The organism is Mycobacterium heidelbergense (genome assembly GCF_010730745.1).
Lineage (GTDB): Bacteria > Actinomycetota > Actinomycetes > Mycobacteriales > Mycobacteriaceae > Mycobacterium > Mycobacterium heidelbergense.
This window is the reverse complement of record NZ_AP022615.1, coordinates 1,536,441-1,557,652: the sequence shown is the minus strand read 5'-3', so window position 1 is coordinate 1,557,652 and position 21,212 is coordinate 1,536,441. Positions and strand designations below refer to the sequence as shown.

General features: G+C 67.8%; 22 protein-coding genes. 15 read left to right on the top strand and 7 right to left on the bottom strand.

Annotated features, from left to right (window positions below; all coding sequences use genetic code 11):
* Nucleotides 1–259: 259 nt before the first annotated feature.
* Nucleotides 260–586 carry a helix-turn-helix domain-containing protein gene (locus G6N25_RS07490; protein ID WP_197745673.1) on the top strand — a complete coding sequence of 109 codons (327 nt, stop codon included), beginning with the start codon at nucleotides 260–262 and terminating at the stop codon, nucleotides 584–586.
* Nucleotides 579–1,841 (top strand): type II toxin-antitoxin system HipA family toxin, encoded by a 1,263-nt coding sequence (locus G6N25_RS07485; protein WP_083074146.1) that lies wholly within the window; start codon nucleotides 579–581, stop codon nucleotides 1,839–1,841. The genes G6N25_RS07490 and G6N25_RS07485 overlap by 8 nt, the downstream gene beginning before the upstream one ends.
* Nucleotides 1,842–1,976: 135 nt before the next feature.
* Here the strand turns inward: G6N25_RS07485 and G6N25_RS07480 are convergent, their stop codons facing one another.
* Complete coding sequence (locus G6N25_RS07480; protein ID WP_232065709.1) at nucleotides 1,977–2,639, bottom strand: RES family NAD+ phosphorylase; 663 nt, start codon at nucleotides 2,637–2,639, stop codon at nucleotides 1,977–1,979.
* The gene (locus G6N25_RS07475) at nucleotides 2,624–3,223 is read right to left on the bottom strand and encodes a hypothetical protein (protein WP_083074148.1); all 600 of its coding nucleotides are present in this window, start codon (nucleotides 3,221–3,223) and stop codon (nucleotides 2,624–2,626) included. Before G6N25_RS07475 ends, G6N25_RS07480 begins: the two co-directional genes overlap by 16 nt.
* Before the next feature lie 150 nt (nucleotides 3,224–3,373).
* Here G6N25_RS07475 and G6N25_RS07470 point away from each other — a divergent pair, with 150 nt between their 5' ends.
* The 6 genes from G6N25_RS07470 (at nucleotide 3,374) to G6N25_RS07445 (ending at nucleotide 8,490) form a co-directional block, all read left to right on the top strand.
* Nucleotides 3,374–3,769, top strand: a complete 396-nt coding sequence (locus tag G6N25_RS07470; RefSeq protein WP_083074149.1) for a hypothetical protein — start codon at nucleotides 3,374–3,376, stop codon at nucleotides 3,767–3,769.
* The gene (locus tag G6N25_RS07465; RefSeq protein WP_142272636.1) at nucleotides 3,766–4,131 is read left to right on the top strand and encodes a helix-turn-helix domain-containing protein; all 366 of its coding nucleotides are present in this window, start codon (nucleotides 3,766–3,768) and stop codon (nucleotides 4,129–4,131) included. Before G6N25_RS07470 ends, G6N25_RS07465 begins: the two co-directional genes overlap by 4 nt.
* Nucleotides 4,132–4,355: 224 nt before the next feature.
* A complete protein-coding gene (gene dnaK, locus G6N25_RS07460) occupies nucleotides 4,356–6,215 on the top strand; it encodes a molecular chaperone DnaK (RefSeq protein ID WP_083074150.1) in 1,860 nt (619 codons plus the stop codon).
* The gene (grpE, locus tag G6N25_RS07455) at nucleotides 6,212–6,847 is read left to right on the top strand and encodes a nucleotide exchange factor GrpE (RefSeq protein WP_083074151.1); all 636 of its coding nucleotides are present in this window, start codon (nucleotides 6,212–6,214) and stop codon (nucleotides 6,845–6,847) included. The genes dnaK and grpE overlap by 4 nt, the downstream gene beginning before the upstream one ends.
* 78 nt (nucleotides 6,848–6,925) lie before the next feature.
* The gene (dnaJ, locus tag G6N25_RS07450; RefSeq protein WP_083074152.1) at nucleotides 6,926–8,101 is read left to right on the top strand and encodes a molecular chaperone DnaJ; all 1,176 of its coding nucleotides are present in this window, start codon (nucleotides 6,926–6,928) and stop codon (nucleotides 8,099–8,101) included.
* Nucleotides 8,101–8,490: a heat shock protein transcriptional repressor HspR gene (locus G6N25_RS07445; protein WP_083074153.1), complete on the top strand. Its 390-nt coding sequence runs from the start codon at nucleotides 8,101–8,103 to the stop codon at nucleotides 8,488–8,490. The genes dnaJ and G6N25_RS07445 overlap by 1 nt, the downstream gene beginning before the upstream one ends.
* Before the next feature lie 180 nt (nucleotides 8,491–8,670).
* Here the strand turns inward: G6N25_RS07445 and G6N25_RS07440 are convergent, their stop codons facing one another.
* From G6N25_RS07440 to G6N25_RS07425, 4 genes are all read right to left on the bottom strand, one after another.
* A complete protein-coding gene (locus tag G6N25_RS07440) occupies nucleotides 8,671–8,928 on the bottom strand; it encodes a Txe/YoeB family addiction module toxin (RefSeq protein WP_083074154.1) in 258 nt (85 codons plus the stop codon).
* Nucleotides 8,925–9,170: a type II toxin-antitoxin system Phd/YefM family antitoxin gene (locus G6N25_RS07435; RefSeq protein WP_083074155.1), complete on the bottom strand. Its 246-nt coding sequence runs from the start codon at nucleotides 9,168–9,170 to the stop codon at nucleotides 8,925–8,927. The genes G6N25_RS07440 and G6N25_RS07435 overlap by 4 nt, the downstream gene beginning before the upstream one ends.
* Nucleotides 9,171–9,214: 44 nt before the next feature.
* Nucleotides 9,215–10,105 carry an aldose 1-epimerase gene (locus G6N25_RS07430; protein ID WP_083074156.1) on the bottom strand — a complete coding sequence of 297 codons (891 nt, stop codon included), beginning with the start codon at nucleotides 10,103–10,105 and terminating at the stop codon, nucleotides 9,215–9,217.
* Nucleotides 10,106–10,183: 78 nt separating this feature from the next.
* Nucleotides 10,184–11,335 (bottom strand): FAD-binding oxidoreductase, encoded by a 1,152-nt coding sequence (locus G6N25_RS07425; protein ID WP_083074157.1) that lies wholly within the window; start codon nucleotides 11,333–11,335, stop codon nucleotides 10,184–10,186.
* 210 nt (nucleotides 11,336–11,545) lie between these two features.
* Between G6N25_RS07425 and clpB the strand changes: the two genes are divergently transcribed.
* The 7 genes from clpB to G6N25_RS07390 all read left to right on the top strand — a co-directional run bounded on the left by clpB (nucleotide 11,546) and on the right by G6N25_RS07390 (nucleotide 20,519).
* Nucleotides 11,546–14,092: an ATP-dependent chaperone ClpB gene (gene clpB / locus G6N25_RS07420; protein ID WP_083074236.1), complete on the top strand. Its 2,547-nt coding sequence runs from the start codon at nucleotides 11,546–11,548 to the stop codon at nucleotides 14,090–14,092.
* A gap of 218 nt (nucleotides 14,093–14,310) precedes the next feature.
* Nucleotides 14,311–15,186 carry a trehalose monomycolate transport factor TtfA gene (gene ttfA / locus G6N25_RS07415; RefSeq protein ID WP_083074158.1) on the top strand — a complete coding sequence of 292 codons (876 nt, stop codon included), beginning with the start codon at nucleotides 14,311–14,313 and terminating at the stop codon, nucleotides 15,184–15,186.
* An 18-nt stretch (nucleotides 15,187–15,204) separates the two neighbouring features.
* Entirely contained in the window at nucleotides 15,205–15,741 is a 537-nt protein-coding gene (pyrE, locus tag G6N25_RS07410) for an orotate phosphoribosyltransferase (RefSeq protein WP_083074237.1), read from the top strand.
* A gap of 36 nt (nucleotides 15,742–15,777) precedes the next feature.
* Nucleotides 15,778–16,659, top strand: coding sequence for a hypothetical protein (locus tag G6N25_RS07405; protein WP_142272644.1), 882 nt, complete (start codon nucleotides 15,778–15,780; stop codon nucleotides 16,657–16,659).
* Nucleotides 16,656–17,300 carry a TrmH family RNA methyltransferase gene (locus G6N25_RS07400; protein WP_083074159.1) on the top strand — a complete coding sequence of 215 codons (645 nt, stop codon included), beginning with the start codon at nucleotides 16,656–16,658 and terminating at the stop codon, nucleotides 17,298–17,300. Before G6N25_RS07405 ends, G6N25_RS07400 begins: the two co-directional genes overlap by 4 nt.
* 160 nt (nucleotides 17,301–17,460) lie before the next feature.
* Complete coding sequence (locus G6N25_RS07395) at nucleotides 17,461–18,573, top strand: glycoside hydrolase family 76 protein (RefSeq protein ID WP_083074160.1); 1,113 nt, start codon at nucleotides 17,461–17,463, stop codon at nucleotides 18,571–18,573.
* The gene (locus G6N25_RS07390; protein WP_083074161.1) at nucleotides 18,570–20,519 is read left to right on the top strand and encodes an acetoacetate--CoA ligase; all 1,950 of its coding nucleotides are present in this window, start codon (nucleotides 18,570–18,572) and stop codon (nucleotides 20,517–20,519) included. Before G6N25_RS07395 ends, G6N25_RS07390 begins: the two co-directional genes overlap by 4 nt.
* On the opposite strand, the gene G6N25_RS07385 is transcribed toward G6N25_RS07390, so the two are convergent.
* Complete coding sequence (locus G6N25_RS07385) at nucleotides 20,478–21,182, bottom strand: DedA family protein (RefSeq protein WP_083074162.1); 705 nt, start codon at nucleotides 21,180–21,182, stop codon at nucleotides 20,478–20,480. The genes G6N25_RS07390 and G6N25_RS07385 overlap by 42 nt on opposite strands.
* Nucleotides 21,183–21,212 lie beyond the last annotated feature (30 nt).

Sequence of the window (21,212 nt, the reverse complement as noted above, 5' to 3'; positions counted from 1 at the left end):
CCCCTCACTAAGGTGTGCCGGATTCCTAGGGACCAGCGATATGACCATCTTCACAAGTGTTATGGATGCATAACGTTCGATTTAGGGAATCGATCCGTAACATCTGCAGGACTTGGTGTGGAATGGGTGACAGGTGTTGCTGACCTGATCGAGGCCGCTACGACCTATCTTCAGAGCTAGGCTCAAATTTATTTAGCGGTTGACCGTTGGCCCTACGTCTCGACATCCACAGACGTTATGAGTTCATAACATTGATTTGATGTATTGGTACCATAACTTCATGCCTCATCCCCGAGTTGATCGACAGCTGACCCAGCTTGGCGCGACTCTGCGCAATGCCCGAATCGAGGCCGGGTTGACTCAGGACGGACTCGGCGCGCGCGCAGGTGTCTCGCGGCAATTGGTGAGCCGAATCGAGTCGGGCAGTCCCCGCGGAGAAGTCGGTCGTGTCGCTCAAGTGGCCGCCGCCCTTGGATATCGGCTCACTGTCGTGCCACGGACACCGCCCAAGCCCACCCAGGATCGCGAAGCCGTGAAGGCGTATCTGGACCAGCTGAACCGGCAGGCGCACACCGGCGATGGCTGACCTCGTTGTGGTGCTCAACCGGCAGATCACTGGCGCGATCACCCATGTCGACGGCAAACCTCGGTTCACTTACCTCGACAAGTACGCAAGCGACCCGGACGCCACACCGTTGTCGCTGTCGATGCCGCTGGCCGTCGGCAGAAGCTATGACCACCGGGTCACTGCGCCATGGTTGTCCAATCTGCTCCCCGACGATGACCAGGTTCGTGCGAACTGGGCCCGCGAACTCGGAGTGTCAGCAAGTAACGCCACCGCGCTACTGGAACGGGTGGGCCACGACGTCGCGGGAGCGGTTCAGCTCGCGGCGCCGGACGAGATCGAGAACGTGCTCGCTCAACCGGGGACTTTAGAAGCCGTCACCGACGAACTGGTCGGCCAGCGACTGCGTGACCTGATTTCGCGCCCATCTCAGTGGGCGCACGCCGACGAGGGCTGGAGCCTCGCGGGTGCGCAATCGAAATTCACCGCGGCCCGCACATCCGCCGGCCAGTGGGCGTGGCGGCGTGGAAATGCGCCGAGTACCCACATCATCAAGCCGGGCATCGGGCGATATCCGGCCCAGGCCCTCAATGAGCACCTCTGCTTACGGTCCCTCGAGCAGATCGGAATCGTCACCGCGAGAACAGAATTCACGTCATTCGACGGAATCGAAGCGATCGTCGTCGAACGCTATGACCGCCTTCGGCTTCCAGACGGCACAGTTATCCGGCTCCACCAGGAGGATATGTGCCAGGCGCTGTCGGTGTGGCCGCAGAACAAGTACACCTCCAGCGGAGGGCCTTCGGCCGTCGACATCAGCCGGCTGTTGTCCCGGGTCGCTTCTCAACGCGACATCGACCGGTTCACCGACGCCGTCATCGCCCAATACCTCTTGGGCGCACCGGACGGTCACGCCAAGAACTACTCCGTCATCCTCGACGGTGAGGACGTCACGCTCGCGCCGATCTACGACGTCGCAAGCATGCTGCCCTACCCACGCGACGCCGGATCCAGCCTCGACCGCGCCGCGATGTCCATCGCAGGCCACAACAAGTTCGGTGATGTTCAGCTAAGACATGTCGAACGGTTCGCGCGCAACACGGGAACCGATCCCGGGCGACTCATCGATCGGACCCGAGAGATGGCAACACAACTGCCGGATGCGATCGCCGACACTGCGGCAAGCGTCAAGGCGGAGGGCCTGATCGAACTGCGCGACTCTCTCATCCGGGAGGTCGGAACTCTCACCGCAACCATCGACGGGCTCTTGGGTTAAGCGGGCCCACGACGCGGCGGCTTCGATGTGGATGTTCTCAGTAACGTGTCGGTCGGCGATTGTCACTAAGCTGTCGGATTCCTCGGCTATCGACTCACCGTCGTGGGTGCCATGACTTCCCACCGCATTCGACTGTCAAACCACGCCGTAGCCAAGGCGTTTCGCAGCGCCGGCGATGCGGCCGGCCAGATCGGGATGGGCCAGGGGCAGCGATACTTTCGGCCGGTTTGGCATTGCCGATGCGGCCGGCGCGAACAGTGCTAGGCATGGATCGCCGGCGAATCGGCTGTTATAGCGCAGGCCGTCGAGATCGCAGAATGCCTCGGTAATGTGCCGCGCCCACTGCTGAGTGACGGTATGTGGGGATGTGGAGATGGCGAAGGTGCCGCCGACGCGTGTGACCCATGCTCCCTGGCTGTCAGCGGCGAGGTCGAGGACCGTGAGTGGGCGGGTGAATGACAAACCGGTGAGATATGGGCGGCCGCGTTCACGGTCGATGGTCCGGTCCACTTGGTAGGCCTCGCCGAGCGCGGCGCAAGGGGTTGCGGCTCCATACCAAACGCCATGCCGCACATGTTCACCTTTGGGGAGGGGGTGAGAATCGAAGCGCAGCACCGGTCCAAAAGTGCGTAGCGCGTTCCACGCCAGGACGTGCTCGCCCCCAGTGCGATGAACGCGCCACCAGATCTCGTCTGTGCCTATCGCGCGCATTTCGTCGTCGTTGATGCCGAGCGAGCGCAGCACATGCGGTGGTGGTGGTTCCGGCAGCATGGGGTCGCCGGTCACGTAGCCGCCCATTCGCCGATCTCGATCAATCCGAGTACGGGTTCGACGGGTTCACCGTGCAGCAGCCACTCCCGCACCGACTTCGGTTGGCCATCGATTCGCAGGTCGGGCTGCGGGGTCATGAGAAAGCCGGCTACCGCAGTGGGGTGAAGGTCCCTGGCAAGCAGGGCCGGTAGCACCTCGTCGAGGCCGCGGACGTGCTTGAGCGTGAGCGGCTGGTCGCGGCCGGGGCCGACGATCTCGAACTGAATCGCCGGGTATACCCAGGTGCCGCCGTCGTTGATCGCCCACAGCGTGCGGGCGAGGCGGCGCTGCCGCACGCGGGAATCGTTGACGCCCAGCCCTTCGCTGACCTCGGCGGCGGTGTAGGCAGTGCTGTACAGCCTGGCCATGTGGGCGGTCACGTCGGCTGCGATCTCTGCGTACACTTCGGGGTCTTCGGTGAACCCGGCCTTATCGAGTAGCCGGGCCTCGTCGGTGGTGAGTGTGGCCGCCCACGGCCGGTGTGCGGGGAGCGTCTTGAGTGCGGCGATCAGGTCGGAGCGGCGCAAGTTGAAGCGGTCTAACAGGAGTTGGTCCAGTTCATCTGTGGTCATCGCGGCGAACCCTTCAGCCCCATATGCTCCTAACGGAGATTAACAGCATAATACCACCGTTAATTCTGGCGGCCATCGTGTCGGAATCCTCAGCCTGCATCGGCATCGATACTACTTGAAATGAATAGTCATTCCAAGTAGTATTACCAGGTGATCACCGACTGGACCGGAGAGTTCCAGAACTGGCTGGACTCCCTGGACGCGAAAGCCGACGCGGGTGATCACATCGCGCGGCGGCAGGTCGAGTATGCGGATGCGGGCATATCCGTGCTTACCGATTTGCCGGAGCCGCCGAGTGAAGACACTGCGGTCCTGATGCGGGTACGCCAGCGGGGAAAGTACCCCATCTGGCGGGTGTCGCACCCGTTCGACGACGAGGTCGCGGTTCGCCTCATTGTGTGGTTTCCCGAGGGTGAGACAGCCGGCGTGGTCGTCGCGTTCGGCGGCGACAAAAAGAAGATTGGCGACGCCTTCTATATCAGTGCAGCCTCGCGCGCCGACGCGGCAATCGACCAGTGGCTACGAGAGAGGAACAGGAAATCGTGAACCTCGAAGATAAGGGCGCCCAGCGTCTGCGTCGCAAGCTCACCGATCCCGACCATGCCCAGCGCGTGGCGGAGATTCGGGAGGGGATGCGGGAGATGGACCGCGTCTATGCGATGAACCTGGCGATGATTCGCAAGGCCGCACAACTCACGCAGGAAGACTTGGCGGCCCGTCTCGGCAAGGGACAAGCGGCTGTGTCCAAGCTGGAACGGCAAAACGATCTACTGCTGTCCACGCTCGCAAGCTACATCCACGCCGCGGGTGCCGAAGCGCAGCTGGTTGTCACTGTCGCCGGCACGGAAATCCGCTACGACCTGGAGCAGCTGGGTACTGCGGACGACTCGGTGGCCACGACCGGCTGACAGCTTAATGACGGTCCGAGAAGATAACCCGGTTCCTACCCGGCACGCGGCCAGCCACCACCCCCGGGAACAAGACGCCGCAACCCTCCGTTAGAGTACTCGACAAGTTGAGTGAACCAGGCTCAACCCTGGGTTGACACCAGGGCGCCCTCAGGGGCAGGCTTGAGCGGGGTTCACTCAGCATAGTGGCACCAAAGAAGCTCTATATAACAGGAGGAATCACTATGGCTCGTGCGGTCGGCATCGACCTCGGGACCACCAACTCCGTCGTCGCAGTTCTCGAGGGCGGTGACCCCGTCGTCGTCGCCAACTCCGAGGGCTCGCGGACGACTCCGTCCGTCGTCGCGTTCGCGCGCAACGGTGAAGTGTTGGTCGGTCAGCCCGCCAAGAACCAGGCGGTGACCAACGTCGACCGCACCGTGCGGTCGGTCAAGCGGCACATGGGCACCGACTGGTCCATCGAGATCGACGGAAAGAAATACACCGCGCAGGAGATCAGCGCCCGCGTGCTGATGAAGCTGAAGCGCGACGCCGAGGCCTACCTCGGTGAGGACATCACCGACGCGGTCATCACCGTGCCCGCCTACTTCAACGACGCCCAGCGCCAGGCGACCAAGGAAGCCGGCCAGATCGCCGGCCTGAACGTGCTGCGCATCGTCAACGAACCCACCGCCGCGGCGCTGGCCTACGGCCTGGACAAGGGCGAGAAGGAACAGACCATCCTGGTCTTCGACCTGGGCGGCGGCACCTTCGACGTCTCGCTGCTCGAGATCGGCGAGGGCGTGGTCGAGGTCCGCGCCACCAGCGGCGACAACCACCTCGGTGGCGACGACTGGGACGACCGCATCGTCAACTGGCTGGTCGATAAGTTCAAGGGCACCAGCGGAATTGACCTGACCAAGGACAAGATGGCGATGCAGCGGCTGCGTGAGGCCGCCGAGAAGGCCAAGATCGAGCTGAGCTCCAGCCAGAGCACCTCGATCAACCTGCCCTACATCACGGTTGACGCGGACAAGAACCCGTTGTTCCTCGACGAGCAACTGACCCGCGCCGAATTCCAGCGCATCACACAGGATCTGCTCGACCGCACGCGTCAGCCCTTCCAGTCGGTGATCAAGGACGCCGGCATCTCGGTGTCCGAGATCGACCACGTTGTGCTGGTGGGTGGTTCCACCCGGATGCCCGCCGTGACCGAGCTGGTCAAGGAGATGACCGGGGGCAAGGAGCCCAACAAGGGCGTTAACCCCGACGAGGTCGTCGCCGTGGGCGCCGCGCTGCAGGCCGGCGTGCTCAAGGGCGAGGTGAAAGATGTTCTGCTGCTTGATGTTACGCCGCTGAGCCTGGGCATCGAGACCAAGGGCGGCGTGATGACCAAGCTCATCGAGCGCAACACCACGATCCCGACCAAGCGGTCGGAGACCTTCACCACGGCCGACGACAACCAGCCGTCGGTGCAGATCCAGGTCTACCAGGGTGAGCGCGAAATCGCCTCGCACAACAAGCTGCTCGGCTCCTTCGAGCTGACCGGCATCCCGCCGGCCCCGCGCGGCGTCCCGCAGATCGAGGTCACCTTCGACATCGACGCCAACGGCATCGTGCACGTCACGGCCAAGGACAAGGGCACCGGCAAGGAGAACACGATCAAGATCCAGGAGGGCTCCGGCCTGTCCAAGGAGGAGATCGACCGGATGATCAAGGACGCCGAGGCGCACGCCGAGGAGGACCGCAAGCGTCGCGAGGAAGCCGACATCCGCAACCAGGCCGAGACGCTGGTCTACCAGACGGAGAAGTTCGTCAAGGAACAAAGGGAAGCCGAAGGCGGCTCCAAGGTCCCGGAGGACACCCTGAACAAGGTGGATTCCGCTGTGGCCGAGGCCAAGACGGCGCTGCAAGGCACCGACATCGGCGCCATCAAGTCCGCGATGGAGAAGCTCGGCCAGGAGTCCCAGGCTCTGGGCCAGGCGATCTACGAGGCCACTCAGGCGGAGTCCGGCCAGGGCGGGGGCCCCGGCGGTGCCGAGTCCGGTTCCGCCGATGACGTCGTGGACGCGGAGGTGGTCGACGACGACCGGGAGTCCAAGTGACGGGCGGCAATCAAAACGCGGACGGCAACCCGCAGGAACAGGTGACGGTCACCGACAAGCGGCGCATCGATCCCGAGACCGGTGAAGTGCGGCACGCCCCTCCCGGCGCAACGCCTGGCCCGACGGTCGGCAAGGCCGACGAGGCGGGGGCCAAAGTCGCCGAGCTGACCGCCGATCTGCAACGCGTGCAGGCCGATTTCGCCAACTACCGCAAGCGGGCGCTGCGCGACCAGCAGGCGGCGGCGGATAGGGCGAAGGCCACCGTCGTCAGCCAATTGCTGGGCGTGCTCGACGATCTCGATCGGGCGCGCGCCCACGGCGACCTGGAGTCCGGACCGCTGAAGTCCGTCGCCGACAAGCTGATGAGCGCGCTGACCGGCCTCGGCCTGACGGCGTTCGGCGAGGAGGGCGAGGACTTCGACCCCGTGCTGCACGAAGCCGTGCAGCACGAGGGCGACGGCGACGAGGGCTCCAAACCGGTCATCGGCACCGTCATGCGCCAGGGCTACCGGCTGGGCGAGAACGTGCTGCGCCACGCCCTGGTCGGCGTGGTGGACACGGTCGCGGGCGGCGAAGCCGCCGAAACCGAACCGGCCGACACGGACGATAACGCCGACACCTCCGATGAATAGGCGATGAATAGGCACAGAATCAACGCACATAGCTAGAGACGCACATAGCTAGAGAAAGGTGGAAGGGGGTGACGCGGCATGGCCCAACGCGAATGGGTCGAAAAGGACTTCTATAAGGAGCTGGGCGTCTCCTCCGACGCCAGCCCAGAAGAGATCAAACGCGCCTACCGGAAGCTGGCACGCGACCTGCATCCGGACGCCAATCCCGACAACCCGGCCGCCGGCGAACGATTCAAGGCGGTGTCGGAGGCGCACAACGTGTTGTCGGATCCGGCCAAGCGCAAGGAGTACGACGAAACCCGTCGGCTGTTCGCCGGCGGCGGCTTCGGCGGACGCCGATTCGACACCGGCGGTTTCAATTTCAACGTCGGCGGCGACGGCGCCGAGTTTAACCTCAACGACCTGTTCGACGCCGCCGGGCGCAGCGGCGGCGCCAACATCGGCGACCTGTTCGGCGGCCTGTTCGGGCGGGGAGCCAGCGCCCGTCCGAGCCGGCCGCGACGCGGCAACGACCTGGAGACCGAGACGGAGCTGGATTTCGTCGAGGCCGCCAAGGGCGTGGCGATGCCGTTGCGGCTGACCAGCCCGGCGCCGTGCACCAACTGCCATGGCAGCGGCGCGCGGCCGGGCACCAGTCCGAAGGTCTGCGCGACCTGCAACGGGTCCGGCGTGATCAACCGCAACCAGGGCGCGTTCGGCTTCTCCGAACCCTGCACCGATTGCCGGGGCAGCGGCTCGATCATCGAGCACCCCTGCGACGAGTGCAAAGGCACCGGCGTGACCACTCGCACCCGCACCATCAACGTGCGGATCCCGCCCGGCGTCGAGGACGGCCAGCGGATCCGGCTGCCCGGGCAGGGTGAGGCCGGGCTGCGCGGCGCCCCGTCGGGTGACCTGTATGTGACGGTGCATGTGCGGCCGGACAAGGTGTTCGGGCGCGACGGCGACGACCTCACCGTGACCGTTCCGGTCAGCTTCACCGAATTGGCTTTGGGCTCAACGCTTTCCGTTCCGACGCTGGACGGCAAGGTCGGCGTCCGGGTGCCCAAGGGCACCGCCGACGGCCGCATCCTGCGGGTGCGCGGACGCGGTGTGCCCAAGCGCAGCGGCGGCAGCGGCGACCTGCTGGTCACCGTCAAGGTGGCCGTGCCGCCGAACGTGGAGGGCAAGGCGCAGGAGACGCTGGAGGCCTACGCGGAGGCCGAGCGGTCCAGCGGGTTCAACCCGCGCGCGGGATGGGCGGGTAACCGCTGATGGCCAGGAACCCCAGAAACTCTAGGGAAGGGGACGCCCGGACCTTCCTGATCTCGGTGGCCGCCGAACTGGCCGGCATGCACGCGCAGACTCTGCGCACCTACGATCGCCTCGGGCTGGTCACCCCGCGCCGGACTTCCGGTGGGGGGCGCCGCTATTCGCAGCACGACGTGGATCTGCTGCGCGAGGTGCAGCGGCTCTCCCAGGACGAGGGTGTCAATCTGGCTGGCATCAAACGGATTATCGAGCTGACCAATCAGGTCGAGGCCCTGCAGTCGCGGCTGAAGGAAATGGCCGACGAGTTGACGGCGTTGCGCGCCAACCAGCGCCGCGATGTGGCGGTGGTGCCCAAGAGCACCGCGCTGGTGGTGTGGCAGCCGCGCCGGTGAGCGAGCGCGCGTAAGCGGGCGAGCAAACGGCGCAGTCGGCTTCAGCCGGTGAGCGAGCGCGCGTAAGCGGGCGAGCAAACGGCGCAGTCGGCTTCAGCCGGTGAGCGAGCGCGCGTAAGCGGGCGAGCAAACGGCGCAGTCGGCTTCAGCCGGTGAGGCGACGCGGTTTTCCCGTTGCGCTCAGGTGTAGCGATACCGAGCCTGCATCATCACGACGTCGTCGCCGTCGACGAGGTACACCAAGCGGTGTTCCTCGCTGATGCGCCGTGACCAGGCGCCCGCGAAAGCGGGGCGTAACGGTTCGGGTTTGCCAGTCCCGGCGAACGGATCGCGCAAGATGTCGTCGATGAGGCGGTTGATGCGCTCCTGTGTCCCCCGGTCGGTCGTGCTCCAGTACTGGTAGTCGGCCCATCCGTGAGGCGTGAAGACCAGCCTCACCGGGACAGCGTGTGCTCTTCGCGCTCGCCACGCTGCGCCTGGGCGAGGCTCTCCAGCAGTCGACGTGCGTTAGCCGGGGACCGCAACAGGTGTGCGGTCTCTTCCAGGGCTTCGTAGTCGGCGCGGGAGATCAATACCGCATCACCCCGGCGGGAGTTGATCTCCACCGGGACACGGTCGTTGTTGACCTGCTCGATCAACGGAAATAGGTTCTTGCGTGCCTCAGACGCGGTGATCGCCACTCTGACTCCTCCAAATTGGTACAAGATACGGTACCACTTTGGGGCTATGCCCGGATGGAGAACACCGCGACCGCCGGCTCGCCCGGGCGCGCGCACCGGTAGCCGCCGCGGCGCAGCGCGTCGGTCGGCGCGGCCATCGGCTCGAAGCACACCACGTCCTCGGCGAGCGGCGCAAAAACCTGCGCCGCCGGATACCCCCGTTCGAAATGCACCTCCAGCCGGCGTCCGCCCCCGGACACCGCGAACACCGCGCCATCGCCCACCCGGTTATAGGCGTCATCAAAAGCCTTGTCGCCCAACGGCCCCTCCGTCGCCGGCTGCTCTGAAGTTTCTCCGGTGGGCAGCCCCTGGGCGTCGAGGCGCAGGTGCCGCAGGGGCGGTGTCGTGACGATCCACTCGCCGCGGGCCACATCCGGCAGGCGCAGGTAGGGGTGGAAGCCGAAGCACAGCGGGACGGCCTTGTCGCTGGTCGCGGTGACCGTCGTTCGCACCGTCAGCGCCCGTTCGGCCAGCCGCACCGCCACCGCGAGCACATGCGGGTACGGGAAACCGGCCAGCAACCCGGGGTCGGCGCCGAAGTCCGCCTCGGCGGCCAGCTCGTTTTCCGACTCCGCCGTTATCCGCCAGCCCGGGTAGGCGGCCAGGGTGCCGTGGATGGGTAACCCGTTCGGGTCGGGACGAACGCCGTTCTCGCCGGGCGTCAGCCTAACCATGACGTTCTCCGCCGTATAGGTGTTGGCGCCCAATCGATTCGCCCACGGATACAGGATCGGGATCCCCATCGTCTTGCCGGCCGCCAGGTAGGCCTCCAGCCCGCGCCGCTGGCCGAGCAGCTCCACGCCCGAGTCGGTGAGCGAGGTGCCGATCATGCCCGCCTCCGGCACGAACTGCGCGGCCATCGATGACGACGGGTCGCGCAGGGTGACGACGTGCACGCGGTCAGCCTAATGGGCACCGTCCCCGACGACCCGATGAACCATCACACACCAGCCCCACGCAACCGAGAAGTCCACCTACCGTGACAGCGGGTCGTGCTGAATACGTTCCGGCGGAGCGCCTTTGGCGATCAGGGCGGCCTTGGTGGCGCGGACCATGGCCGGTCCGCCGCAGATCAGGATCTGGCGGTCGCCCCAGCCGCCGTATTTGGTCACCACGTCGGGCAGCCGGCCGGTTTGGCGCACGTGCAGGCCGCGTGGCGGCGTGACGTCGGGATACTCGCCGGCCCACGACGGGTCGGCGCCGTACTCGGAAACCGGCGAGACCGACAGCCACGGATTGTGCTGCGCCACTTGCCACAGCGTGGGCAGGTCGTAGAGCTCGCAGCGATAGCGGGCGCCGAAGAAGAGGTGCATTCGCGGGTTCACCGCGTAGCGGCTGAGGTCCATGATGATCGAACGCAGCGGCGCCAGACCGGTGCTGCCGGCCACCATCAACACGTCGCCGCCGTCCCGGTCGACGCGCAGGCCGCCGTGCGGGCTGGACAACCGCCACCGGTCGCCGGGGCGGGTTTCGTTGACGATGGCGGTGCTGACCAGGCCGCCGGGGACCAGGCGGACGTGGAACTCGATCCCGCCGTCCGGGTCGGCCGGGATCGCGGGGCTCAGATAGCGCCAGCGGCGCGGGCATTGGGGAACGTGGACGTTGACGTACTGGCCGGGGTAATAGTGCATCGGGCGGTCCAGCCGCAGCCGAACGACCGCGAGATCGCGCGACACCCGCAGGTGCTCGACGACCGTGCCGTCCCACCAGGCGGGGCCCTCGTCGGCGTCGGCCGCCCCGCTCATCACTCCGGTGATCAGGTTGAGCGACTGCCGTGCCGCGTCGTCGACCGCGTCGGTCCAGGAATCGCCCAGGTGAGCCCGCAGCGTCGCGTGCAACGCGCGGCGCAGCGTGTCGTAATGGCGTGGCAGCACACCGTATTTGCGGTGATCGCGGCCCAGCTGGGCGAGAAAGGCCACCGGCTCCGCGGCGCGCCGCTCGACCAGTTCGCCGTAGACCCAGTGCAGCGCGTGGGCGAAAGCGGCTCGCTGGCCGTCCATTTCGGGCGGGAACAGGTCGCGCACCGACACGTCGAGGGCAAACCAGCGGGTGTAGAACCGGTGGACGAGGTCCGGCGTGAACGCGTCGCGCAGCACCCGCAACGCGTCCCGGTCCTCGAGGCTCACGGAGCTCGATTCTAGGAACGCGTCGCCGAGCGTGCACTCAGTGCGAAAATCGGCGCCTCAAGTCGCCGTGGGTACACGTTCGACGGGCCGCGCCGGCACGCGGCCCAAAGGCGCGCAGGAAGCTGCTGTAAGTTGAGCGGAACAGACTCAACCTTGACGGCGTTGAACATCGCGACAAGCATTTTCCCCAAGTACTCGAACGGAGGTGTCGTGGACTCTTTCAACCCGACAACCAAGACGCAGGCGGCTCTGACATCGGCCCTGCAGGCGGCCTCGGCCGCCGGCAATCCCGAGATCAGGCCCGCTCATCTGCTGTTGGCGCTGCTGACACAGAACGACGGGATCGCGGCGCCGCTTTTGGAGGCCGTCGGCGTCGAGCCCGCCACCATCCGCACCGAAACACAACACATCCTCGACCGGCTGCCCCAGGCCAGCGGCGCCAGCTCGCAACCGCCGCTGTCCCGCGAATCGCTGGCCGCCATCACCACCGCCCAGCAGCTCGCCACCGAGATGGACGACGAGTACGTCTCCACCGAGCACCTGATGGTCGGGCTGGCCACCGGCGACTCCGACGTCGCCAAGCTGCTGACCGGGCACGGCGCGTCGCCGCAGGCGTTGCGGGAGGCGTTCGTCAAGGTCCGCGGCAGCGCCCGGGTCACCAGCGCCGACCCCGAGGCCACGTACCAGGCGCTGGAGAAGTACTCCACCGACCTGACCGCCCGCGCCAAAGAGGGCAAGCTGGACCCGGTCATCGGGCGGGACAACGAGATTCGCCGCGTCGTGCAGGTGCTGTCCCGGCGCACCAAGAACAACCCGGTGCTCATCGGCGAGCCCGGCGTCGGCAAGACCGCGATCGTCGAGGGCCTGGCCCAGCGCATCGTGGCCGGCGACGTGCCGGAGAGTCTGCGCGACAAGACCGTCATCGCCCTGGACCTGGGCTCGATGGTGGCCGGCGCCAAGTACCGCGGCGAGTTCGAGGAACGGCTCAAGGCCGTGCTCGACGACATCAAGAACTCCGCCGGGCAGATCATCACGTTCATCGACGAGCTGCACACCATCGTCGGCGCCGGAGCGACCGGCGAAGGCGCGATGGACGCCGGCAACATGATCAAGCCGATGCTGGCCCGCGGCGAGCTGCGGCTGGTCGGCGCCACCACGCTCGATGAGTACCGCAAGTACATCGAGAAGGACGCCGCGCTGGAGCGCCGCTTCCAGCAGGTGTTCGTCGGCGAGCCGTCGGTGGAGGACACCGTCGGCATCCTGCGCGGGCTCAAGGACCGCTACGAGGTGCACCACGGCGTGCGCATCACCGACTCCGCGCTGGTGGCCGCGGCCACGCTGTCCGACCGCTACATCACCGCCCGCTTCCTGCCGGACAAGGCCATCGACCTGGTCGACGAGGCGGCGTCGCGCTTGAGGATGGAGATCGACTCGCGGCCCGTCGAGATCGACGAGGTCGAGCGGCTGGTGCGCCGGCTGGAGATCGAAGAGATGGCGCTGGCCAAAGAGGAAGACGAGGCGTCCAAGGAGCGGCTGGAGAAACTGCGCGCCGAGCTGGCCGACCACAAGGAAAAGCTGGCCGAGCTGACCACCCGCTGGCAGAACGAGAAGAACGCCATCGACGTCGTCCGCGAGCTCAAGGAACAGCTAGACACACTGCGCGGGGAATCCGAGCGCGCCGAGCGCGACGGCGACCTGGCCAAAGCCGCCGAGCTGCGGTACGGCCGCATCCCCGAGGTGGAAAAGAAGCTCGACGCCGCCGATACGTCCGCTCGAGCTCACGAAGCTCAAATGCTCAAGGAGGAGGTCGGCCCCGACGACATCGCCGACGTGGTGTCGGCGTGGACGGGCATCCCGGCCGGGCGGCTGCTGGAGGGCGAGACCGCCAAGCTGCTGCGGATGGAGGACGAGCTGGGCAAGCGCGTCGTCGGGCAAAGGAAAGCCGTGACTGCGGTTTCTGACGCGGTGCGTAGGAGCCGCGCCGGGGTCGCCGACCCCAACCGGCCCACCGGATCGTTCATGTTCCTGGGCCCCACCGGCGTCGGCAAGACCGAGCTGGCCAAGGCGCTGGCCGACTTCCTGTTCGACGACGACCGGGCGATGGTCCGCATCGACATGAGCGAATACGGCGAGAAGCACTCGGTGGCCCGGCTGGTCGGCGCGCCACCCGGCTACATCGGCTACGACCAGGGCGGTCAGCTCACCGAGGCGGTGCGCCGGCGGCCCTACACCGTCGTTTTGTTCGACGAGGTCGAAAAGGCCCACCCGGACGTGTTCGACGTGCTGCTGCAGGTGCTCGACGAGGGCCGGCTCACCGATGGGCAGGGCCGCACGGTCGACTTCCGCAACACGATCCTCATCCTGACGTCCAACCTCGGGTCGGGCGGCAGCGAGGAGCAGGTGATGGCGGCCGTCCGCGCGACGTTCAAGCCGGAGTTCATCAACCGCCTCGACGACGTGCTGATCTTCGACGGGCTGGACCCCGAAGAGCTGGTGCGGATCGTCGACATCCAGCTCGAACAGCTGGGCAAGCGGCTGGCGCAACGCAGGCTGCAGCTGGAGGTGTCGCTGCCGGCCAAGGAGTGGCTGGCCCACCGCGGGTTCGACCCGGTGTACGGCGCCCGGCCGCTGCGCCGGCTCGTCCAGCAGGCCATCGGCGACCAGCTGGCCAAGCTGTTGCTGGCCGGCGAGGTGCACGACGGCGACACCGTTCCGGTCAACGTCAGCCCGGACGGCGACTCGCTGATCCTGGGCTGAAGTTCGGCTCGGGTCGGCTCGGTCGAGTGTGAATCCTGGGCTTTGGGTGTGCGTGCAGGGCGGGGAAAATGGCCAAAACCCCGCCACCAGCTCACACTCAAAGCCGTCAGGGCACGCGGCTCGAGGGGCCTGGGCCTCGCGATCGCAACGGGCCTGTGACGCGGTTGTGACCTGGTCGCATTCTCGGTTCCGACCCAACAGCAGATACCCTGTGTGGGATGGTCCCGCTCTGGTTCACGCTCTCCGCGCTGTGCTTCGTCGGTGCGGTGGTGCTGCTGTACGTCGACGTCGATCGGCGCCGCGGGCGCAGCAGGCGGCGCAAGTCGTGGGCGCGCTCGCACGGATTCGACTACGAGCGTGAATCGACCGACATCCTGAAGCGCTGGAAGCGCGGCGTGATGTCCACGGTCGGCGACGTCCCCGCCCACAACGTCGTGCTGGGTCAGATCCGCGGCGAGGCGGTCTACATCTTCGACCTCGAAGAGGTCGCCACGGTGATCGCGCTGCACCGCAAGGTGGGCACCAACGTCGTCGTCGACCTGCGGCTCAAGGGGCTGAAAGAGCCGCGGGAGAACGACATTTGGCTGCTGGGCGCGATCGGTCCTCGGATGGTGTATTCGACCAACCTGGACGCGGCCCGGCGGGCCTGCGACCGGCGCATGGTCACCTTCGCGCACACCGCGCCCGACTGCGCCGAGATCATGTGGAACGAGCAGAACTGGACGCTGGTCGCCCTGCCGGTCACCAGCACCCGCACCCAATGGGACGAGGGCCTGCGCACCATACGCCAGTTCAACGACCTGCTGCGGGTGCTGCCGCCGGTGCCCCAGGAGGCCCCGCAGGAGGCGGGAGAGCCCGCCGGGCTTCGCAACGCGTCACCCAGCCGCCCCTTGGCGCCGGCGGGCCGCGCGGAGTTGCCGTCCCGGCACGGGGGGCAGGACGTGGCCGGGCTGCTGGGCTCGGACGTTCAGGGTCGTCGTCAACCCGAGCCGGTTCGCCGCGACCAGGGTCACCCGGAAGGCCGCGCCGAAGGCGTTCACCGGCCGCCGCCGGTCGGGCGCAACGGCCACCAGACCAGCAACTACCAGCGCTGAGCGCGACGGGTGGGGCAAATCGGACCTGAGCGCGCGGAGCTGGCCGAGCTGGTGCGGCGGCTGTCGGTGGTGCACGGACGCGTCACGCTGTCGTCGGGCGCAGAGGCCGACTACTACGTCGACCTGCGCCGCGCCACCCTGCACCACCGGGCCTCCGCGTTGATCGGCACGCTGATGCGCGAGCTCACCAGCGACTGGGACTACGCGGTCGTCGGCGGCCTGACCCTGGGCGCCGATCCGGTCGCGACGGCCATCATGCACGCACCCGGGCGTCCGATCGACGCGTTCGTTGTGCGCAAGTCGGTGAAAACCCATGGCCTGCAACGCCTTATCGAAGGCTCCGAGGTGGCCGGGAAGCGGGTCCTGGTGGTGGAGGACACGAGCACCACCGGGTCCTCGGCGCTGACGGCGGTGCGCGCCGTTCGGCACGCCGGCGGCGACGTGATCGGCGTGGCCACCGTGGTGGACCGCGCCACCGGTGCCGCCGAGGCCATCGAGGCCGAGGGCCTGTCGTACCGCAGCGTGCTGGGCCTCGCCGATCTGGGACTGGGCTAGGCCGCTAGCTTGACCACCGTGCGCACCTTCCTTGCGATGGCAGCCTGCGTCACCGCCTGCCTGGTGGGGTGTTCGAGCTCCAACCACCCGGCGCGGCCCTACGGCGCCCAGCGCGCGCGGCTCGGCGAATCGCTGGCGCTGCTGGGCTGGAACATGTCGGTGTCGAACCTGCGCTGGGACGGCGACTACGTGCTGATCGACGTGGACGCGTCGCCTACGGATCCGCACGTGGGCCACGCCAATCCCGAGGATCTTCGCTTCGGGCTCTACGGCGCGCTGGCGCACCCGATCGAATCGGTCGGCCTAAGCAGCTGCGACAACGCGATGGCCAGCGTGCACGATCTCCAAAACGCGCTGTCGGCGCCCCCCAATCGGCTCACGGGCACGGTTTGCCTTGGGCCGCTGAAGGATCGAAGCCAGGTGCGTGGGGTGTACAGCTACTCGCCGCGCGACCGGATCCCGAACACCTCGGCGGCCTACCCGGCGGCGTTCCCGGTGGGGTTGCTGCCGACCAACGGCAGCGACACCGGCCTGACAGTCAAGACCGTCAGCCTGTCGGCCTGGCGCGCCGACGGAACCCCGGTGACCAAGGCCCAGCTCGGCGACCCGGGCGCGTTCACCGGGAACGGCTTCATGCTGCTGGGGTTGGAGGCCGACGCGATCGCGGCCCGCTATCGTGACGAGTCCGCCGCCCGCGGCGGCCCGATGATGCTGCTCGCGGCGCCGACCCTGCCCGGCCGCGGGCTGAACCCGGCCTGCGCGACATATGGGTCCTCGGTGCTGATCCTGCCCGACGCGTCGTTGGACGCGGTGCACGTCAACGCGTCGCTGTGCACCCAGGGCGAAATCAATCAGGCGTTGCTGTACGCGACGGTGGCGGTGGACGGCACCCACGCCGCCGTGTGGACGCAGCGATGACCGAACCCGGGCCCACCGAGTGGGGGACACCGGGCGGCGGCGTCGGGCCCTGGGTGAGCGAGCCTCCCGACGACCCCCGATATGACCCAGTCCTGTTGCGCGAGGGCGACACTCGCAACGTCGTCGACGCCTATCGGTACTGGACCCGGGAAGCGATCATCGCGGACATAGATCGGCGTCGCCATCCCCTCCATGTGGCGATCGAGAACTTCGGCCACGACGCCAACATCGGCTCGGTGGTGCGCACCGCCAACGCCTTCGCCGTCGACACCGTGCACATCGTCGGGCGGCGGCGCTGGAATCGCCGCGGCGCCATGGTGACCGACCGGTATCAGCGGCTGTGCCATCACGACAGCACCGCCGGGCTGCTGGACTTCGCGGCGGCCGCCGGTTTGACCGTGGTCGCGGTGGACAACGTCGCGGGCGCGGCGCGGCTGGAGGAGACGGCGCTGCCGCGGGAATGCCTCCTGGTGTTCGGCCAGGAAGGCCCCGGCATCACCGACGACATCAGGGCGGGCGCGGCGGTCACGGTGTCGATAGCCCAGTTCGGTTCGACGCGCAGCATCAACGCCGGCGTCGCCGCCGGGATCGCGATGCACGCGTGGATCCGCCGGCACGCAGACCTGTCCCGCGCCTGGTAAACGGCGTCGAGCGTGCGCCCCTGGCGTCGAGCGTGAAGCGGCGGCGGGATTTTGGCGAATTTCCCGCCCTCAGCGCACACTCGACGCCCGGAGCGCACACCCAACGGGACGCCCGGAGCGCACACCCAACGGGATAGCGCATGAGGCAGGATCGACAGGTATGGATCAGCTATGGGCCAACCGGGCGGCCAGCTCCGAAGCCGCTGTCGCGCAACGACACCTGAAACGGCTATGGGCGCTACCCGGAACCCAGCTGGGAGTCGTCGCCTGGCCGTCGACCCGTAAGGACCGGCTGTTCGGCACCTGGCACTACTGGTGGCAGGCCCACCTGCTGGATTGCCTGGTCGACGCGCAACTGCGCGATCCGCGGCCGGACCGGCGCGCCAGGATCAACCGGCAGGTCCGCTCGCACCGGCTGCGCAACAACTTCTCCTGGACCAACAGCTATTACGACGACATGGCGTGGCTGGCGCTGGCGCTGGAGCGCGCCGACCGGATAGCCGGCGTCACGCGGCGGCGCGCGCTGCCCAAGCTCGCCGACCAGTTCGTCAAGGCGTGGGTGCCCGAGGATGGCGGCGGCATCCCGTGGCGCAAGCAGGACCAGTTCTTCAACGCCCCGGCCAACGGCCCGGCGGGCATCTTCCTCGCCCGCTACGGCGACCGGCTGAAGCGGGCCGAGCAGATGGGCGACTGGATCGACCGCACGCTGATCGACCCCGAGACGCACCTGGTGTTCGACGGCATCAAGGCCGGCTCGCTGGTCCGCGCGCAGTACACCTACTGCCAGGGCGTGGTGCTCGGGCTGGAAACCGAACTGGCCGCGCGGACCGGGAACGATCGGCATCGGGCACGGGTGCACCGTCTGGTCGCCGCGGTGGGCGAGCACATGGCGCCGTCGGGCGTGCTGCGCGGCGCCGGCGGCGGGGACGGCGGGCTGTTCGCCGGGGTCACCGCCCGGTACCTCGCGCTGGTCGCCACCGCGCTGCCGGGCGATTCCGCCGACGACGCCGCGGCCCGCGACACCGCCCGGGCAATCGTGCTGTCGTCGGCGAAATCGGCGTGGGACTACCGCCAAACGGTGGACGGGCTGCCGCTGTTCGGCGCGTTCTGGGACCGCGACGCCGAGCTGCCCAGCGCGCAAGGCGAAAAGGCGCAGTTCGTCGAGGGCGCGGTCTACGCTTCCGAGGTCGCCGAGCGGGACCTGTCGGTGCAGCTGTCCGGCTGGATGCTGATGGAGGCCGCCTGTAACGTCACCGCCGTGAGCGGGACATGAGCGAACCCGGCAGCTGGACCCCCGACGAGGCCACGCTCGCCGACGCCAACCTGACCCGCTTCATGGCCTGGCTGGCCGAGACCGACCGCGGCGAGTACGGCGACTACCCCGAGCTGTGGGCGAAGTCGGTGGACGACATCGAATGGTTCTGGGACGCCGTCTGGAACTTCTTCGACGTCCAGGCGCAAAGCCCGCCCCGCGCGGTGCTGGGCAACCGTTCCATGCCAGGCACCGAGTGGTTCCCCGGCGCCACGCTGAACTACGCCACCGAAATATTCCGGCACGCTACCGACGAGCGCCCGGCGCTGATCGTCGTCGGCGAAGACGGCTCGAGCGAGTGGTCGTGGGCGCGGCTGGAGCGCGAGACCGCGGCGTTCGCGGCCTACCTCCGCGGCCTCGGCGTGCGACCCGGGGACCGCGTCGTGGGATACCTGCCCAACGTCGGCGAGGCCGTCGTCGCCGCCCTGGCCGCCGCCTGCGTCGGCGCGGTGTGGGCGGTGTGCAACCAGGACCTGGCCGTCGACGGCGTGATAGCCCGGCTGGGTCAGGTGGAGCCCGCCGTGCTGGTGGCCAGCGACGGCTCGGTGTACGACGGCAAGCGCATCGATCGCCGCGACGAGCTGGACGCGATCCGGCGCGCCATGCCCACGCTGCGGGCCACCGTGGTGGTGCCCCGCCTGGGGCTGGACCCGGACAGCGGCGTGGTTCCGTGGGCGACGGCGGTGGAATCGCATGCGGCCCTGGACATTACGCCGGTTCCGTTCGGCCACCCGCTGTGGGTGCTGTTCTCGTCGGGAACCACCGGGAGCCCCAAGGGCATCGTGCACGGGCACGGCGGCGTCCTGCTGGAGCACCTGAAATACCTGAGCCTGCAACTGGACCTGCACCCCGGCGACCGCTTCCTGTGGTACTCGTCCACCAGCTGGATGATGTGGAACATGCTGCTGTCCGGCCTGCTGGTCGGCGCCACCATCGTGCTCTATGACGGCAGCCCAACGCATGTGGGCACCGACGGCCTGTGGCGGGTCGCCGCCAAGGCCGGTGTCACCGTGCTCGGCGCCGGAGCGGGCTACCTGTTGGCCTGTGCCAAAAAGGAATTGACGCCGGGCGCGTCGTATCCGCTGGAGAAGCTGCGCGCGGTGGGCTCCACCGGCTCGCCGCTTCCCGCGTCCGGATTCCGCTGGGTGCAGGAGGGTCTCGGCCGGTCGCTTCCGGTGATCTCGATGAGCGGCGGCACCGACGTCTGCACCGCCTTCATCGGCGGCTGCCCGATCCTGCCGGTGCGGGCCGGCGAGCTGTCCTGCCTTTGCCTGGGCGCCGCCATCGAGTCGTGGAATGGTCGGGGCCGCAAGGTGATCGGGGAAGAGGGCGAGCTGGTGCTGACCAAGCCGATGCCCTCGATGCCGGTGTTCTTCTGGAACGACGACGACGGCAGCCGCTACCGCGCCGCCTACTTCGACAAGTACCCGGGCGTGTGGTGTCACGGCGACTGGATCACCATCACCGACCGGGGATCGGTTGTGGTGCATGGGCGTTCGGACGCCACGCTGAACCGCTTGGGCATCCGGATGGGCAGCGCCGAGATCTACAACGCCATGGAGCGCATGCCCGAGGTGCGCGACTGCCTGGTGGTCGGCGTCGAGCAGGACGACGGCGGCTACTGGATGCCGCTGTTCGTGGAGCTGGACGACGGCGTCAAACTCGACGACGAGCTGCGGTCGAGAATCGCCGCGGCCATCCGCCAGCATGCCTCGCCGCGGCACGTGCCCGACGACGTCCTGCAGGTTTCTGGCATACCGCGGACGCTGACCGGCAAGCGGCTGGAAATCCCGATCAAACGGATCCTGCTCGGCGCGGCGCCGGGCGCGGCCGTGCAGCAGAGTTCGGTCGACCGCCCGGAGCTGCTAGACGCTTTCGTTGCGTACCGCCGAAGCCGGGTGTCCTGAGTCGGGCTGCCGGCCGGCGGCGCGGCGGCGCCCCCGGTAGCCGCGCCACGCCGCGATGAACGCGGGCAGCAGCGAGACGAACAGGATGGCCAGGATGATCTTTTCCAGGTTCTGGTGGACGAACGGCACGGTGCCCAGGAAGTAGCCGGCCAGCGTCGCCCCGCCGCCCCAGGCGATGCCGCCGACGATGTCGAACCCGAGGAACACCGGATAGCGCATGTACGACACCCCGGCCACCACCGGGACGAACGTCCGCACGAACGGCGCGAACCGGGCCAGGATGACCGCCCAGGGCCCGTACTTCTCGAAGAACGCGTGCGACTCGGTCACGTAGTGCTTCTTGAAGAACCGGGAGTCTTCCTTCTTGAACAGGGCCGGCCCGATCCGCCGCCCGATGAAGTATCCGGTTTGATCGCCCAGCACCGCGACCAACGCGACGGATGGCGCCAGCACCCAGATGCTCGCCGGCGGGTCCGGGTGCGCGGCCAGCAGCCCGCCGGTGAACAACAGCGATTCGCCGGGCAGCAGCGGAAACAGCAGCCCCGTCTCGATGAAGACGATGACCAGGATGCCGGGCAGCACCGCGGAGCCGAAGACGCCATTGGCGCCCAACCAGTACATCGGGTCGAGGATGTCCGGCAGGGCCGTGACGGCGGTGCTCACGATGTCTCAACATACCGGTGTTGCGATACT

What these genes read in the sequence shown, in the direction of transcription:
- G6N25_RS07475 (WP_083074148.1), bottom strand. Translation starts at nt 3,223, where the DNA reads ATGACCACAGATGAACTGGACCAACTCCTGTTAGACCGCTTCAACTTG.
- G6N25_RS07480 (WP_232065709.1), bottom strand. Translation starts at nt 2,639, where the DNA reads ATGGGCGGCTACGTGACCGGCGACCCCATGCTGCCGGAACCACCACCA.
- G6N25_RS07485 (WP_083074146.1), top strand. Translation starts at nt 579, where the DNA reads ATGGCTGACCTCGTTGTGGTGCTCAACCGGCAGATCACTGGCGCGATC.
- G6N25_RS07390 (WP_083074161.1), top strand. Translation starts at nt 18,570, where the DNA reads ATGAGCGAACCCGGCAGCTGGACCCCCGACGAGGCCACGCTCGCCGAC.
- G6N25_RS07445 (WP_083074153.1), top strand. Translation starts at nt 8,101, where the DNA reads ATGGCCAGGAACCCCAGAAACTCTAGGGAAGGGGACGCCCGGACCTTC.
- G6N25_RS07405 (WP_142272644.1), top strand. Translation starts at nt 15,778, where the DNA reads ATGGCAGCCTGCGTCACCGCCTGCCTGGTGGGGTGTTCGAGCTCCAAC.
- ttfA (WP_083074158.1), top strand. Translation starts at nt 14,311, where the DNA reads ATGGTCCCGCTCTGGTTCACGCTCTCCGCGCTGTGCTTCGTCGGTGCG.
- dnaJ (WP_083074152.1), top strand. Translation starts at nt 6,926, where the DNA reads ATGGCCCAACGCGAATGGGTCGAAAAGGACTTCTATAAGGAGCTGGGC.
- dnaK (WP_083074150.1), top strand. Translation starts at nt 4,356, where the DNA reads ATGGCTCGTGCGGTCGGCATCGACCTCGGGACCACCAACTCCGTCGTC.
- G6N25_RS07400 (WP_083074159.1), top strand. Translation starts at nt 16,656, where the DNA reads ATGACCGAACCCGGGCCCACCGAGTGGGGGACACCGGGCGGCGGCGTC.
- G6N25_RS07395 (WP_083074160.1), top strand. Translation starts at nt 17,461, where the DNA reads ATGGATCAGCTATGGGCCAACCGGGCGGCCAGCTCCGAAGCCGCTGTC.
- G6N25_RS07490 (WP_197745673.1), top strand. Translation starts at nt 260, where the DNA reads ATGTATTGGTACCATAACTTCATGCCTCATCCCCGAGTTGATCGACAG.